This is a genomic window from Bacillus sp. GS3m_15504, assembly GCF_055825275.1.
Map to the genome: position 1 here is coordinate 120,892 of NZ_JBVVNL010000003.1, position 16,340 is coordinate 137,231.

The window sequence follows — 16,340 nt, forward strand, 5'->3', positions numbered from 1 at the left end:
CATACCACGGCATCACAATAAAAAGAAGTTACCCTCACAGCAACTTCTTTTCCACATACCCCACCCAGTACCAACCGGATTATATCAACGATTTTTCAAATATATCGATCGTTTCTCCACTTTTATCGGCGATTTTTTCATTATATCGACGATTCGACATAGGATATCGACTTACCGACAATTTTCGACAATCTATTTATACTCTATACCCCACCACTACAATAAAAAGAAGTTACCCTCACAGCAACTTCTTTTCCATATACCCCACCCAGTACCAACCGAATTATATCAACGATGTTTCAAATATATCGACGATTTCTACACTTTTATCGGCGATTTTTTCATTATATCGACGATTCGACATAGGATATCGACTTACCGACAATTTTCGGCAATCTATTTATGCTCTATACCCCGCCACTACAATAAAAAGAAGTTACCCTCACGGCAACTTCTTTTCCATATACCCCACCCAGTACCAACCGGATTATATCAACGATTTTTCAAATATATCGATCGTTTCTCCACTTATATCAACGATTTTTTCATTATATCGGCGATTCGACACAAGATATCGATTTAACGACAACCTTCGACACTCGAAACGCACAACATACCCTATCCCCCAAGCAATTTACTGCCGAGCTCTACGATTAAAAAGATAACTAATAAAATCGCAAGTATCTTTAATGCTACATATGCCACTTTAAAAACAACATAAATGAGCAAGACGATTAAAATAATCGTTAAAATTTCCATCTAGAATTCCTCCAAGCTTTGCTCCTCACACCTTATTTTACTCGCACCAGACTTTTTATGGAACGGCATAAGACGACATAGAAAAAAGAGGATACCTCACCCATCGTAAGATACCCTCTTCTTTAGCTGCTCAAACCATTCTCTCTCTAATTGTAAATATCCCATCTCACTCTTCTCAGCGCTCTTCAATTCTTTATCAGCTTTCCTCATATAAGTGCGAGATGCTTCCATATCGCACTCTAAATATTTAATAATTCCTTGTGTACGGTAATATCCGTTTAAATCCATTTTGGTGATAGCTTTTGCATGTTCCTTTGCTTCTTGCAAAGAAAGACTATCCATCTCATAAAGGGCTTTATATAAAAGGTACCAACTATGAAAACTACTAACGAAAAACTTATTTTCTTTCGTTACAGGTTGTCGAACAATTGGTTCTATATACGGTATAGCTCTTTCCATTCCCTCTTGATCCGCACGAGCCAAAAAGACGAGCATAAGTCTGCTCATTATATCTCTTATCCCTTTATTCTCTTTTATTTTTTCCTCACTCAGTTCTACTAATCTTTCATCCCAATCTCTCGGTCTTTTATAACTAAATAACTCACTCGATATTTGAATCTCATATAAATGATTTCTAGCTCTTTCATCATCTTTAATTAGAATAAGAAATTGCATACCATCACTCATAAGAGTTCCTTTTATCGGCACAATTGTAACCGCAAAGATTGCAAAATGGAAAAAGGAAAAATATAAAAGATATTGATAATAACTCACCATATATATGTAACCGAAAGTAATACCAAATAGTAAACTCGTAATCGGCCCACCTAAAGTGAGCCACGCCCATTTTTTCGAAAGATTCGGTGTCTCTATAGAAGGTGGTACTAGTGTTGCAACGCCTCCAAAGTACGCCCATAGTTTATTTTCTCGAGTGCGTAATTTTCCCTTTTCTGTTTGAATAGTAATGGGTCCTACTGTCATAAATTTAAATGTCAAACCACCTATTACACCAAATACTACATGTCCTAGCTCATGAATGGCTAACACTAACAATGAAATTCCAACTATTGCCCATAGGTTCAAAATTACTTCTAATTTCCCAGTTCGGATTACTCCGTATAAAATGGACAAAACTAACGCCGCCGTCATAGTACCAGCTGGCCTTCTTAAAATATCCACCTTTTTCTCCCCTTAATAAATCATTTTTCTATGCATTTCGTACATAAATTTTCCGATATGTAATATCCAAATAAACGAGATTAAACCAAGCAACACGAAATTGATATCACTAACTGCTGTATATATAACGGCAGCCCACCACACATATGCCAATACTTTATTCGTAAATTCGTACGCTTTATATCCAGCTTCATGCACAATGTGCTTTAATCCTTCATCAGCATTTTTCTTCCACATCTCCATCGATTCCATATACGTTACACCTTGTTCAGGGTAAAGCTTGTTATAACGATTCCTCGCCATAATCCCAATGATTACTATAATAATCGTAAAAGCAGTAGCAGCTATCATATTCCAAATTGCGAAGGAAACATTTGCATCATGCATGAATGCACGTCTACATGCAATAACTGCATATACAAACCATGCCTGCGTAACTATATCACCTATACGTAAATACATAATTACAATCCCCAATTTTCTACCTTGTACACTCTCTTCTTCATCACGTGCCTCCGCTAACATACGTGTATTCTTCCAAGTGTAATACATCATTATCATTCCAAAAAGAGTACATACACCTATTAATATATTGGGTGATAATTTTCTCGGTTCATCCGAGAGTAAATCTAAAGCTATATAAGATGCAAAAAAGCCACCTACCATACTTAATATGAGTTTGCAAAAACTAATAAATTGTTCTCCCAGTTTACTCTTCACCATCATCTTCCCCCTCCACTAACGTGAATATTTCCTCCACCGGTACATTGAATATGTGTGCGATTTTTAACGACAATACAATAGATGGTGCATAATCCCCGCGCTCAATTAAACTAATCGTTTGCCTTGATGATCCAATCGCTTTCCCTAAATCCCCTTGTGATAAACGATGCTTTGCTCGCAATTCCCTCACTCGATTTTGAAGCTTCATATCTTCCCTCTTTTTCATTTATTTAATTAAAATTGTAAATAATATCCTTATTTTTGTCAATTATAATTGTCATTTTGACGTTAATAATTGACAAAAATAAAGATATATTATGATGGAAATAACCTATATAATGAATGTGAAATATTAAACAAAGGAAGTGACCTATGAATAAAACATCTACTTTTTCCTATATTCTTACTAAACTTACAGCGACTTTCTTTTTATTATTACTTATTAGCACGCTTCTCTTAACAACTAGTCAACCAACATTATATAGTTTCTTAGCTGGATTACGAGAACTACTATATTTTCCCTTCGTTCCTTTCCTTGCGGTATATGCAATTTTTTGTTCTATTTGCATAGATAAATTGAAATTAAAAACATATACAAGACTGAAGACATTATTACTTTACATTTTTTGCGGCTATTTATTTTTTCTTCCATTCTTAATATTTAAAGAAGCTGATCTAATACAGTTCTTGTTCCTCGGATCAATCGGAGCAGTATGTTCTCTTTCTTTCTATTTATGCACAGTCATAGCAACAAAATTTAAGTGGATACAGTATTTCGTACCAAGCATTATGTTTATTATATTTATCACAATTCACTTAGTAGATATAGCAAGGATTGGAACATCAAAAGAACAATGGGTCGAAACAAAAACCGATAACTCTTTCGAAGCATCTTTTCAACATTTTAGTGGTGAACATAAAGTCCCAATTGAACTAAAACGAGGTGACATATTAGAATTCACTATTGAATCACAAGGTGAAAATTCGAATGGCTACATAGGGGACATAAAAATGGCTAGTGAGTTTCAAGAGGAAGAAAATTTTTTAGCTCCAGCTGGCCCTAATACGTACCATTTCGCAGCAATTAAGACAGGCACTTATTACATTATAGTTAGCGGAAATCAATCAAAAGGAAAGTTAAAAATCGATTGGAACATAAAATAAAAAAGGCAGTGCTTTTGCACTGCCTTCCTAAATTCTGACATAGAATGGATTCCATCTTAACTTGCGTTTTGTAATAATGCTCGTTTTAACTGTTTACGGAAACGAACTCCTAACGTAATTGCTACAATCACAATCACTCCAAAAATGATTTTACCGATATGACCTTCTAGCGCTCCAAAAATATCATGTAAATTGCCACCTAACCAGTAACCACCGATTAAGAAGAATGATACCCAAAATAGAGCACCTGAATAAATTGTAATTGCAAAGCGGCGGAATGGTAAGTTAATAATTCCTGCAAAGTATCCTGTAAAGTGACGTACACCAGGAATAAAGAAACCGATAAAGATTAGGAAATATCCATACTTATCAAACCACATTCTTGTTAAGTCGATTTTTCTTTGTGTTAAAAATACGTATTTCCCATACTTTTGAATAAAGGGCATACCTAATTTATTTCCTAAAAAGTATTGAATCGTCATTCCTACACTTGTCCCAATAAAGGATAGAATGATTAAAATCGGTAAATTTAAATCACCTTTATGTGCTAAAAATCCCGCATATGCTAACGTTGGCTCTCCCGGAAACGGAAGTGCGATATATTCTAACAGCAAACCGACAAGTACAACATAGTACCCGTATTGCTGAAATAATTCATGAATCCATTCCATGTCATCTCTCCTTTCAATCACGTGCAACATCTTACTAATATTGTATAAAAAAATTGTCGAAATAACTATCACAATAGCTTACATTTTTATTACATTTTTGTAAGGCTCTCACTAAACTTTTACGTTCTTTATTTACTTTCATTTTCAGACAACTTAACAAGTATATAACGTGAGAAACCAGGGCCTTAATATGCATTTTTTATCCATTTTTTAACACTTGAAAATCGTTATATTTTGTTCTTAATAAAAAACCACTACAAACTCATACTAACTTCATATTAGCTTCATATACGTATTGTAAGATTATATCGGAATTTGTTGAAAAATTTAACCAATATATGACTAAACATTAATTTGAATAAATATTAATCGCTTTTCGAAATTGAAAAAAGGGTGAATAAGAAATGGAAGCTTATAAAATGCACGATTTTATTAATACAAATGTTGAATCTCACCAAAATGAAACCGTTTTTAATTTGCACATATGTGAAACAAATGAATTTGACGTAAGTTTAACAAAGTCTACAACACTGTCTTTTATCGTTTCAAAAAAGAACATTAAGATTGTTACGAAAAAATGGATTAATTCAAATCAAGAAAGCATGATTGGCAAAAGCTACATCATTCCAACGAAAGCTTTTCACTACTTCTTACCAATTATTTCTGAAACTGAAGATGAATTAAATATTCAAGTTCAAAGTTTTGGACTACATGGTGAACTTTTACTAAATGAAAGATTACTTATTGATAAAAACAACAAACACGATGCCAAAATTACTAATTTCTTTGAAACATTAGATGAAAATGTAAATAAAGTATTACGAGGATTGCAAATTCATTGTATGTAAGACTACTACACTAGTAAAAAGGAGAACATAATGAAAAAACTATTATTAGGCGCACTATTATCATTAGGATTTTTAACTATTCCATTCACAAATGCTGAGGCAGCTACAACGAAAGATCAACTGATTGTAAACACGCAGTTAAATAAAATGGATTATTATCAAAACGGAAAATTCATAAAGAGTTTTACTGTCGCTACTGGAAAAGCAGCTACTCCTACACCTAAAGGTACTTTCAAAATCGTAAATAAAATTAAAAATCGTCCTTATTACACAGGCAAAATTAAAGGCGGCGATCCACGTAATCCACTTGGTGACCGTTGGCTCGGACTAAACATGGCAGGAACTTACGGAACAACTTATGCGATTCATGGTACGAACAATAACCAGGCAATTGGTAAGTGGACAACACTAGGTTGTATTCGTATGTATAACAATGATATACACTGGTTATTTGAGCGTATTCCCCAGCAAGCTACTGTCACTGTAAAATAACCTCAAAGCGCGATTTACGTGTAGCCAAGAATTTTATGTCTTGGCTTATTTTATTTCTTCATTTACAGTAGCAAAACAACTGTATTTACATATATAATAGGAATAGATTGTGTTAAGTAATATCCAAACATTGATAAACATGGATATTAAAATTATACAGTTATAATATTTTATAAATTTTATAATACATACTATAATAGAATTACTGTAATTCTTAAATATTCAGTTTCACTAAACAACTCCCCTTGCTACTTTCATGATTATTTTATGGCGGGGGCTTATTATATGTATAAACAATCTGAGTCATCCGAAAAATGATGAATTCGAATATTGCAGTTAAAAGCGTTATTTAGGAGGTGTTACTATGACGCATATACTGGTGATTGAAGACAACCCAGATATACAAGAACTGATTCGTGAATTTCTAATGGCACAAAACTTTACTGTTGATGTCGTTGGTGCTGGGACAGAAGGTATACTTCTTTTCCAAAAAAATTCATACGATCTTGTCCTCCTTGATGTGATGTTACCAGATATAGATGGCTATAGTATTTGTAAAATTATGCGAGGACAATCTGATGTACCAATCATTATGTTAACAGGCTTACATAATGAAGAAAGTGAAATTAAAGGATTTGAATTAGGTATTGATGACTATATTACGAAACCGTTCCATTACACCGTATTTATTAAACGTGTAGAAGCTGTATTAAGAAGGGCAGCAACGAAGGAAGCCGAGGCTGCAACTATACTACAATTCCATGAATTGATGTTAAATTCTACAGCATATGCCGCTTATGTTCATGGTAATCAAATTGAATTGACAACAAAAGAATTTGAAATTATTTATACTTTACTGCAAAATCGAGGAAAAGTATTATCAAGAAGTGATTTGTTGAATAAGGTATGGGGCTATGAACATTATGGTGATGTAAGAGTTATAGATACACATATTAAAAACTTACGAAAAAAATTAGGAATTCCTTATATTAAAACGGTGAAAGGCATTGGCTACAAAATCGAATCGTAGCAAAGACAACATCACCAAAAATATTTTCATCAAAACCTTATTATTTTGTATTCTTTTATCACTTTGTCTTTATCAAATTATTTACTTCTTAGCTTCAGACTACGATAAAGAACGTTTTGCGAAAGAAAATGGACCGCCTACTACAGAACAAGCGGATTCAGATAAACAAAACGCCCAAAGTAAAACGAATCAAAATAAAGCTGTATCACAGGGAGACATGTTTAATTTCCAATCTTCTATTATAGATTATAACGCTCTCTCTACAGCTATCAATCATCTTTTGCAGCCTAGCCAAACTGCAAAAGCAAAAGAACATACTCAAAATATTTCGGGGAAAAATAGCGCTTCTGCTCCATTTACAGAAACGGAAAAGCAAGTCGCTACTAATGATGCCTTACATAAACAAAATGCAGCAAGTAAAACAAATGATGCACAAGATGATCCAAAATTAACAGATGCACTGCAGCAGTTAGCTCCACATATTGGCGCTACAATGCTTGCATTATCTTTGCTCGGATCTTTAATTTATGCAAAAATAATTGCTAAACCTTTTCAATATATGAGTGATGCTTTAAAAGATATTATGAATCTTGATTTCTCAGATAAAAAGCTACTTAACAAAAATACTGATCAAACAGATTTTAATTTACAAGTAGCTGCTTCACAAGTACCAAATATAGTGAAAAATTTACATGCAAGCAATCAAGATTTAAGAAATGAACTCAAAAAGGAGCAACAATTAGAACAATCTCGTAAAGAATTTATGTCTATGGTTTCCCATGAATTAAAAACACCAATCGCAGCCGTTATGGGACAACTAGATGGTATGATTCACGGAATTGGAGCTTATAAAGATCGAGATAAATATTTAAAACGTTCCTATGAAATGATGCAAGACATTAACATATTAACGGAAAAAATGTCGGAATTATCCAAAATACAAAACCCTCAATTTAAACCTGATTTAAAAGTTATCTCATTGACTAATATTATTGAGGATGTTATGAAGAAAGTAGATTATTTCGTATCAGTCAAGCAGTTAAATGTTCAATCTAACATTAAACAAGATGTACAAGTTTTAGCTGATCCTAAATTTATTCAAACTGCCATTTTTAACATTATTTCAAATGCAATTCATTATACAATTGACCATCAGCATGTATATATAAAGCTTTATGAAAAGCCAAACGGTTACGCACTAGAAGTTTTAAATACAGGTTCACAAATAGATGAAGATAAACTTGCCCATTTATTTGAGCCATTCTATCGCGCAAACCCTGACAAACACGGCTTAGTACAAGGCAGTGGTCTTGGGTTATACATTGTAAAACAAATACTAGATAAACATCAATTTCCTTATGGGATACAAAACACGCCTCAAGGTGTAAAATGTTCTATCGTATTCCCAAAAGCAATGTAAAAACCTACTACAATCTCATACCCCAAATTCATACTTCGTATGAGTGGCGGAATTTTGTAGAGTATATTACTCTGTTTCGTTCGCCCGTTATCCTTATTTGGATAGCGGGCGTTTTTTATTATTTAAAAGGAGGATTTCCATGGAAAAATTTAAGTATTCATTACTCGTTTTATTCGGAGCTTGTAGCTACGGCGTACTTTCAACTATTTTCAAACTAGGATTCATTAATGGATTTTCAGCACATCAACTATTAGGAGGACAATATGTCTTCGGATGGATTGGTCTTCTCCTTCTCGTTCTTTTCGCTTCACGTCATAAAGTAACAAAAAAGCAATTCTTTTCCTTACTAACAGTTGGTACAACGATGAGTATGACCGGTATCTTCTACGCTATTTCTGTAGAAGAACTACCAGCATCGATCGCTGTCGTCCTACTTTTCCAATTCACATGGATTGGTGTAGTCATTGAAGCAATTGCAAATCGAACATTTCCAAGCCGTGAAAAAGTTATATCTATCATTATTTTATTCACTGGTACATTGTTTGCAGGCGGTGTCTTTGAAGGTCTCGGACAAAGCTTTTCCACAAAAGGGATTATCTTTGGTCTATTAGCCGCTGTCTCTTTTTCATTCTATGTTTTTGCAAGCGGGCGTGTCGCTACAGAAGTTCCGCCTTATACGAAAAGTTTTCTTATGACAACAAGCGCTACTCTAATCGTATGCCTATTCTTCCCGCCAACCTTTTTAACAGACGGTGCTTTGCAAGCTGGCCTATGGAAATATGCTTTCTTCCTCGGATTATTCGGCGTTGTCGTACCTGTCATTTGTTTTTCGATTGGCGTACCGAAAGTAGGAACAGGACTTGGTACAATACTAGGAGCAGCTGAATTACCAACAGCCATTATCGCTTCTATTACACTTGTACATGAAGTCGTAACAGTCATGCAGTGGATTGGGATTATCTTTATACTACTTGGAATTTTTATCCCTCAGCTACTTACCGCTAGGAAAGAAAAGAAACATAGTAGCGTGCATACTGCATAACAAAAGACCTTTCATTTACTTGAAAGGTCTTTTTCTCTATCTCACTTTACCGCTCCATATAGCTTTTCTAACTCACACTCAATTTGTTTTACATCGATTCGTTCAAATAGTGGCTGTACACTATCAATTCTACTTGGCAACGTATGTTGAGGCTCCCAATTTCGGTTCACAATCGATAATGTGTTTCTAATTCTTTCACTTGAAAATGGTAAAAATGGTTCCAGGAGATTTGCAAAATTAGCGATGAGATACACACAATTATAAATCGTTTCTTCGCATGAAACTGGATCATCTTCCCTTTCTTTCCATGGCTGCCTCTCATCAAAGTATTTATTTGCAAAACGTACTGCATCAAATATTGATTCTAATGCCACCTTAAATTTAGTTTGCTCAATCGCCTCTCCTACATGTTTATATAATCTTTCTATCTTATCTTTTAGCTCTACATCAATACTTCCCTTCGGCATGATACCACCATAATATTTTTCAATAAACTTTAATGTTCGGTTCACAAAGTTCCCGTATGCACCTAACAATTCACTATTATGACTGTAAATAAATTCACGCCATGAAAAGTCAGTGTCACGATTTTCTGGTGCATTTACTATTAAAAAGTAACGAATAGAATCTGGATCATAACGTTCTAATATATCAGGCACCCATACTGCCCAGTTTTTACTCGTAGATAATTTTCTTTTTTCAACTGTTAGATATTCATTCGAAACGATATGACGAGGAATTGCTCCTTCTCCTATTCCAAGTAAGACCGCTGGCCAAATGACGGAATGAAACGGAATATTATCCTTTCCGTGCACATAATATGTTTTCGCTTCGCCATCCCAAAACTCTCGATCATCTTTCCCTGTTTCTTCAACCCAATGTTTACTTGCTGAATAATACCCTGTCACTGCTTCAATCCATACGTAAATTTTCTTATCTTCATACCCTTCTACTGGAATTGGTACCCCAATTGGTAAATCACGTGATACGGCCCTATCTAGTAATCCTTCCTTTACATATCTTTCTGTTAGCTGAATCGCATTGTCGCGCCATGTTCCTGTTTGTTTGGCGATTTCTACAGCCGTTTTGATTTGCTCCTGAAATGTATGCAATGCGAAATAGAAATGCTCTGTTTCCTGTATGGATGGTGTACTACCACATAACTTACATTTCTTTTCTAACAAATCGAGTGGATCTAAAATAGCTGAACACGCATCGCATTGATCTCCTCTTGCCTCTTCATGGCAATGTGGACAAACCCCTTCTACATAACGATCAGGTAAAAACTGTGTACACGTTTCGCAATATGCTTGTTCTACTGTTTTTTTATAAATATGTCCTTCTTCTAATAAACGTAAAAAAACATTTTGAACCGTTTCATGATGGTGCTCACTATCTGTACGTGTATAGCAATCATACGTAAAACCAAGGTTACGAAAACATCGCTCAAACTCTTCATGATACTTATTAGCAATTTCCTTCGCCGTCACACCTTCTTGTTTTGCCCGAATTGCAATTGGTGTTCCATTGCAATCACTCCCCGAAACATACAACACATTCTCACCTTTTGCCCGATAATAACGTGCTAAAATATCTCCAGGTAACAAACTCGCAATATGTCCAAGATGTAACGAACCATTTGCATACGGCCAAGCGCCCCCAATAAAAATACTCATCTTACATTCCTCCTTTAAAATATAAAAAGCCCCGCCCCTATCTTAAAAAAGATAAGGGCGGGGCTGTATAAACAGTCGCGGTACCACCTTATTTCGCCAATTACTCACATAATTAGCCTTAACAAGTACGGAGCTATATGCTCTTATACTGTGGTTTTGATAACGAGTACCAACTCTCGTCGCCGCCTACTATTATCATTTGATAAGTTCAGGACGAAGCTCAAAGGCCATTGTTCAAATGAATATTCTTGCTTCTTCTCAGCTACCGAAGCTCTCTGGAAAGAATGTGTTCATCCTACTTTTCCTTTTCAACGCTTTTACGTATAACATGTATTGTACGACTTAATTACAGAAAAATCAAACTTTTATCCAAAAAGAAAAGGAAATCCCATCCCCCTGCCGAATACCTATACGTTCACAAAAGGAGTGATAACATTGAACCAAAAACAACTAAGCACTATAAATGAAAAAAGCTGGAATACAGCTGCTTATGAAGCTTGGACGAATCGCCACGGTGCACCAGCTGATTATGCGAAAAAAATTATGGAAGACCCTATACGCGAGGTAGATCACTATTTACCTTACATACAATCTCCGAAAGGAAAACGTATTATTAATTTACTCGGATCAAAAGGGAATAAAGCTGTCTCTCTCGCTCTTTTAGGAGCTGACGTAACAGTTGTTGATATTTCAGCAAGTAATGCAAAATATGCAAATGAACTTGCGGAAGCAGCAGATGTCTCTATCGAGTATGTCGTTTCTGATGTATTACATGTGCAACTCTCCGAATCATTTGATATCGTATTGCTGGAACTCGGTGTACTCCATTATTTTTTAGATTTAAAACCGCTCTTTCAAAAAATTGCTACTTTACTTAAAGAAGATGGAATGCTTATCCTTCGTGACTATCACCCTGTTTATACTAAATTATTAGGAGTCGACCACCCATCATTTCGAGCAAATGGAAATTATTTTGATGAAGGATTAATTGAAGATGATGTTGCTTATAGCATCCTTCTTACAGAAGCGCAGAAAGAATCGTTACCTAAAACAACCATCCGTCGCTGGACGCTAGGAGAAATTATTACAACTCTTGCGGGGGAACATTTTAAAATTGAAAAACTAGTTGAAGAACATGGGCCCCACCAAAGATGGGTCTTCCCTTCTACTGCACCGGAAGGAATGGAAGAGCGTGTGCCGGGTCTCTATACATTAATTGCGACAGCATGCAAAAAAGGATCCCTTCACGGATAGGATCCTTTTTGCATGCTTACGCATATAAGTTGAGGTTGGAGATTACCATAATTCTGTAGAATAGGACACAAGATATTTCAACATTTCGTCTCTGACTTACGTCGTCAAAAAGGGGTATGACCAACATAACGAAGAGTAATGTTTTTAGTTGATACTGATAATCGTTATCAACTAATTAGAAGTATACATGATGTTATTTCAAATTACAATAGCATTTCTCATTTTTATTTATGAATTTTTTGATATACAAATGTATACATTTTAAGAACATTTACTCATATGAATCTGCCATATTCCATTATCTGCTATAATTTTTATTGAACAGATTAATAACTTCATAATGATGTTTTTATTAATTCTGCTCTAAATATTTATAAATTATAATAAACAGTTTTTAAAAGGCAGGGGTAACGATGAAATATGTTAGTATTCGAAAAAAACTACTGTTCACACTCTTAAGCATTTCTTCTTTATTTAGCATTGCTCTTATTGTTATTCTTTCATTCGCTATGAGCCAAGCGAGAGAAATTGAAACGTTAAAAAATGATGTATCAAAAAGAGCAACCATTTTAAAAGAACGTGGCGATTGGTTTCAAGCACAAGTTGCTGGCTTACAAGAATATTTACTATCACATGATCAAAAAGGATTAGATAAATTCAACCGAGAAGGAAAAAAACTAGCTGATACGAGAGAGAAAGTAACAAGTGATAAAAAACTCCCCGAAGGAATGAAAGAAGCGATTTTAATGGGCGGAAAATGGCGAAGCGTCATAGATAATGAAGTCCTCCCTCTCGCTCGCGAAGGGAAATGGGACGAAGCATCTAAAATCGCTTTAGCTCAAACTGATTACGTAAACGACCTTTTAAGTCGTTTTACGAAATATGCAAATGAAGAAAATGATAAACGTGACGCATTAATTGCTGACGTGGAGTCTTCTTCATCCCTTATTCAATATATTATCTTCTTCTCACTCATTACATGTACAGTAACGTCTATTTTATTAGCATGGTGGTTCTCTGGTAAGCTCGTTAAACCGATACGACAAATTGATGAGAAATTAAAAGAATTAGCTTCGCAAGATGGTGATTTAACTGCTAGATTGCATGTAACGAGTAAAGATGAAATTGGTGATATCGCCAATTCCTTTAATCAAATGCTCGCTAATTTACAACGTATCATAAAACAAGTGCAACAAACATCAACAAGTGTAAAAGAAGCATCTGAAAATGTGTTTATCGAAACAACTGCTTCTATGGAAAATACCGCAAAAACTGAAGAGACTATGAATGCTCTTGAGCATAATATTCGTTCACAAGTTTCCAGCATCGAAGAAAGCTCAACTGCAATGGACGATATGGCAACGAGTGTTCAGCGTATTGCAGAATCCGCCTCTTCTGTTGCTAGCCTAGCTGTTACAACTTCTGAAAAAGCTGATAGTGGGAATAAAGTCATTGAAAAATCTATTACACAAATGCATACCATTAATGAAGCTGTTAACGCTACATCACAAGTAGTAGAACGACTCATTACACATACAAATCATATTGATACTGCACTTCAATCCATTTCTAATATCGCGGAACAAACAAACTTACTCGCTTTAAATGCTTCCATTGAAGCGGCTCGTGCTGGTGAACATGGAAAAGGCTTCGCTGTTGTTGCCGATGAAGTACGAAAACTTGCTGAACAATCTCAGCTAGCAGCTACTGATATTAACCATTTACTTCATCGAATTCAAGAAGATACAAAAATAGCAAATGAAATGATGACGCAAGGTCAGTCAGAGGCATCTGAAGGCATTACAGTCATTCGTACCGCTGGGTCTTCATTCTCAGAAATTGTTAACCACATTAACAAAGTCTCTACACAAATGCAAGAAGTGTCTGCAACTGCTGAAGAAATGGCCGCAAGTTCTGAAGAAATGAATGCAGCTTTAAATAACATCGCTTCTATTTCAAATGAAGTTGCCGCCGAAACATCACAAACAGCAACTTCAGCTGGTGACCAAGTAAACAAAATGAGTGTCGTTGCTAAAAAAGCGTCTGAAATGAAAACGACTGTGCAAGAACTTGAAGTTCTCGTTTCTCATTTCAAAACAAACATTTAAAGCGAAACTTTCATTTATATTTTTAGGAGTTCTAAACTAGTAAAAAGAGGGATTTACAATCTCTCTTTTTTCACCTTAAAATATTTCTTTCTATCTCCCATTCCGTCTGCTATAATTCCTAAAGGAAAGAAGAAAGCTTTGTTCCATCTGGAGTAAAGCTTTCTTTCAATTTTTTAAATTTATTAATTCTAATACTAAGATTTCACAAAGGAGGCTTTTTATCATATGAATTTTATTAGCATTCGAAAAAAACTAATGTTTATGATGGGAACGATTTGCGCTTTATTTGGCATCGCCTTAGCTTTTATTTTATTTTTTACCATGGATCAATCTCGTCAAACTGAAGCATTACAAAAAGAAATCTCTCCTCTTGCAACACAATTAAAAGAGCGCGGAGATGCTTATCAAGTACAGCTCTCTGCTTTAAGAGGTTATTTATTACAACATGATCAGGTCGAATTAGACAAATTTAACTCGATGAGTAAACTTCTTGAAGATAAGAAAGATGAGCTTCTTTCAAATCCTAACCTTTCTGAATCTGTAAAAAATACAATGGAATCAGGATCCACTTGGAGAAAATTCATTGAAGAGAAAGTTTTCACTCTTGCAAAAGAACAAAAGTGGGAAGAGGCACTACAAGTAGCTTATGCAGAAAATAATACTGTATATAAAGTAATTGGTGACTTCACAAATTACAGTAATGAACAGGCTAAATTACGTGATCAATCTATTAAAAAAATTGATCAATCTTCACTACAAATTGAATATGTTGTCTTCTTATCACTTGTTATTTGCATTATCGTAGCTATCATTCTTGCATGGTGGTTCTCTGGTAAACTTGTAAAACCAATTCAACAAATTGATAGTAAACTAAAAGAATTATCATCTCAAGAAGGTGACTTAACAGCCCGCCTACAAGTAAATAGTAATGATGAAATTGGTACGATCGCAACATCATTTAATAAAATGTTAGAAAATCTACAACATATCATTAATCGTGTTCAAAAAACATCTGTAGAAGTACAAAACGCTTCTGAAAACATGCTAGAAAAGACGAATATATCACGCGAGGCAACGATAAGAGTTCAAAGCACGATGTCCAACTTAAATGAGAGTATTCAATCGCAAGCCGCTAGCATGGAAGAAAGCTCAACTGCAATGGACGATATGGCAGTAAGTGTTCAGCGCATTGCTGAATCTGCCACATCTGTAACTGAACTTGCTGTGGCTACATCTGAACAAGCTAACGACGGAAGTTCGGTTATTCAAAAATCTGTGTCACAAATGACAACGATACACGACGCTGTAAATGCTACGTCAGAAGTGGTCGAACGTCTAATCACTCACACGAAATATATTGATACAGCTGTACAATCTATTTCTAATATCGCGGAACAAACAAACTTACTTGCTTTAAATGCATCTATCGAAGCAGCTCGTGCTGGCGAACAAGGAAAAGGTTTCGCTGTCGTAGCTGACGAAGTTAGAAAACTTGCTGAACAATCTAAAACAGCGGCAACAGATATTAACCAATTACTACATCAAATCCAACAAGATACTGAAACTGCTAGCTCTATGATGTCACAAGGGCGTTCTGAAGCATTTGAAGGCATTCATGTCATTCGTGAAGCTGGCAATTCTTTCACAACGATTGTGGAGCAAGTAAATAAAGTTTCTACTCAAATGCAAGACATCTCAGCAACTGCTGAAGAAATGGCTGCAAGTGCTGAAGAAATGAACGCTTCACTGAATAACATCGCTTCTATTTCGACTGAAGTATCTAGTGAAACAGCGGCAACAGCACAATCTGCTGAGAAAAAAGTTGTTACGATGAATGAGATGACACAAACAGCTAAACAAATGAAACAAACAGTTGAAGAATTAGATCAACTCGTATCACACTTCAAAACTGAATAGCCTTTAAAAAATATCCCTCTTCCAAAAGGGATATTTTTTTGAGCTCATTCCCTGCAT

At 35.1% G+C, this 16,340-nt stretch carries 15 protein-coding genes and 1 other annotated feature; of the genes, 9 read left to right on the plus strand and 6 right to left on the minus strand.

Going from position 1 to position 16,340, the window contains the following annotated elements; translation table 11 throughout:
* Positions 1–618: 618 nt before the first annotated feature.
* From AC0L0O_RS22665 to AC0L0O_RS22680, 4 genes are all read right to left on the minus strand, one after another.
* Complete coding sequence (locus AC0L0O_RS22665; protein ID WP_000404786.1) at positions 619–759, minus strand: DUF3985 family protein; 141 nt, start codon at positions 757–759, stop codon at positions 619–621.
* 96 nt (positions 760–855) lie between these two features.
* Entirely contained in the window at positions 856–1,908 is a 1,053-nt protein-coding gene (locus tag AC0L0O_RS22670; RefSeq protein ID WP_011053269.1) for a zinc metalloprotease, read from the minus strand.
* A 42-nt stretch (positions 1,909–1,950) separates the two neighbouring features.
* Positions 1,951–2,661: a DUF3169 family protein gene (locus tag AC0L0O_RS22675; protein WP_000240931.1), complete on the minus strand. Its 711-nt coding sequence runs from the start codon at positions 2,659–2,661 to the stop codon at positions 1,951–1,953.
* Complete coding sequence (locus AC0L0O_RS22680) at positions 2,648–2,869, minus strand: helix-turn-helix transcriptional regulator (protein WP_000776156.1); 222 nt, start codon at positions 2,867–2,869, stop codon at positions 2,648–2,650. The genes AC0L0O_RS22675 and AC0L0O_RS22680 overlap by 14 nt, the downstream gene beginning before the upstream one ends.
* Before the next feature lie 164 nt (positions 2,870–3,033).
* Between AC0L0O_RS22680 and AC0L0O_RS22685 the strand changes: the two genes are divergently transcribed.
* Positions 3,034–3,825 carry a hypothetical protein gene (locus AC0L0O_RS22685; RefSeq protein ID WP_473786138.1) on the plus strand — a complete coding sequence of 264 codons (792 nt, stop codon included), beginning with the start codon at positions 3,034–3,036 and terminating at the stop codon, positions 3,823–3,825.
* A gap of 56 nt (positions 3,826–3,881) precedes the next feature.
* On the opposite strand, the gene AC0L0O_RS22690 is transcribed toward AC0L0O_RS22685, so the two are convergent.
* The gene (locus tag AC0L0O_RS22690) at positions 3,882–4,496 is read right to left on the minus strand and encodes a DedA family protein (protein ID WP_473786139.1); all 615 of its coding nucleotides are present in this window, start codon (positions 4,494–4,496) and stop codon (positions 3,882–3,884) included.
* A 404-nt stretch (positions 4,497–4,900) separates the two neighbouring features.
* Here AC0L0O_RS22690 and AC0L0O_RS22695 point away from each other — a divergent pair, with 404 nt between their 5' ends.
* The 5 genes from AC0L0O_RS22695 (at position 4,901) to AC0L0O_RS22715 (ending at position 9,328) form a co-directional block, all read left to right on the plus strand.
* Positions 4,901–5,344 (plus strand): DUF3978 domain-containing protein, encoded by a 444-nt coding sequence (locus tag AC0L0O_RS22695; RefSeq protein WP_000388751.1) that lies wholly within the window; start codon positions 4,901–4,903, stop codon positions 5,342–5,344.
* Positions 5,345–5,374: 30 nt separating this feature from the next.
* Positions 5,375–5,836 (plus strand): L,D-transpeptidase, encoded by a 462-nt coding sequence (locus tag AC0L0O_RS22700; RefSeq protein WP_000734936.1) that lies wholly within the window; start codon positions 5,375–5,377, stop codon positions 5,834–5,836.
* Between the two features lie 364 nt (positions 5,837–6,200).
* Complete coding sequence (locus AC0L0O_RS22705; protein ID WP_000148833.1) at positions 6,201–6,866, plus strand: response regulator transcription factor; 666 nt, start codon at positions 6,201–6,203, stop codon at positions 6,864–6,866.
* Entirely contained in the window at positions 6,844–8,286 is a 1,443-nt protein-coding gene (locus tag AC0L0O_RS22710; protein ID WP_000201935.1) for a sensor histidine kinase, read from the plus strand. Before AC0L0O_RS22705 ends, AC0L0O_RS22710 begins: the two co-directional genes overlap by 23 nt.
* A gap of 139 nt (positions 8,287–8,425) precedes the next feature.
* Complete coding sequence (locus tag AC0L0O_RS22715; RefSeq protein ID WP_000410512.1) at positions 8,426–9,328, plus strand: EamA family transporter; 903 nt, start codon at positions 8,426–8,428, stop codon at positions 9,326–9,328.
* A gap of 41 nt (positions 9,329–9,369) precedes the next feature.
* Here AC0L0O_RS22715 and metG read toward each other — a convergent pair whose 3' ends face one another.
* Positions 9,370–11,004, minus strand: coding sequence for a methionine--tRNA ligase (metG, locus tag AC0L0O_RS22720; protein ID WP_000021577.1), 1,635 nt, complete (start codon positions 11,002–11,004; stop codon positions 9,370–9,372).
* Between the two features lie 50 nt (positions 11,005–11,054).
* Positions 11,055–11,325: a binding site (T-box leader), on the minus strand.
* A gap of 114 nt (positions 11,326–11,439) precedes the next feature.
* Here metG and AC0L0O_RS22725 point away from each other — a divergent pair.
* From AC0L0O_RS22725 to AC0L0O_RS22735, 3 genes are all read left to right on the plus strand, one after another.
* Entirely contained in the window at positions 11,440–12,258 is an 819-nt protein-coding gene (locus AC0L0O_RS22725; protein ID WP_001072243.1) for a class I SAM-dependent methyltransferase, read from the plus strand.
* A gap of 413 nt (positions 12,259–12,671) precedes the next feature.
* Positions 12,672–14,366, plus strand: coding sequence for a methyl-accepting chemotaxis protein (locus AC0L0O_RS22730; RefSeq protein ID WP_473786140.1), 1,695 nt, complete (start codon positions 12,672–12,674; stop codon positions 14,364–14,366).
* A 225-nt stretch (positions 14,367–14,591) separates the two neighbouring features.
* Complete coding sequence (locus AC0L0O_RS22735; protein WP_001009435.1) at positions 14,592–16,283, plus strand: methyl-accepting chemotaxis protein; 1,692 nt, start codon at positions 14,592–14,594, stop codon at positions 16,281–16,283.
* Positions 16,284–16,340 lie beyond the last annotated feature (57 nt).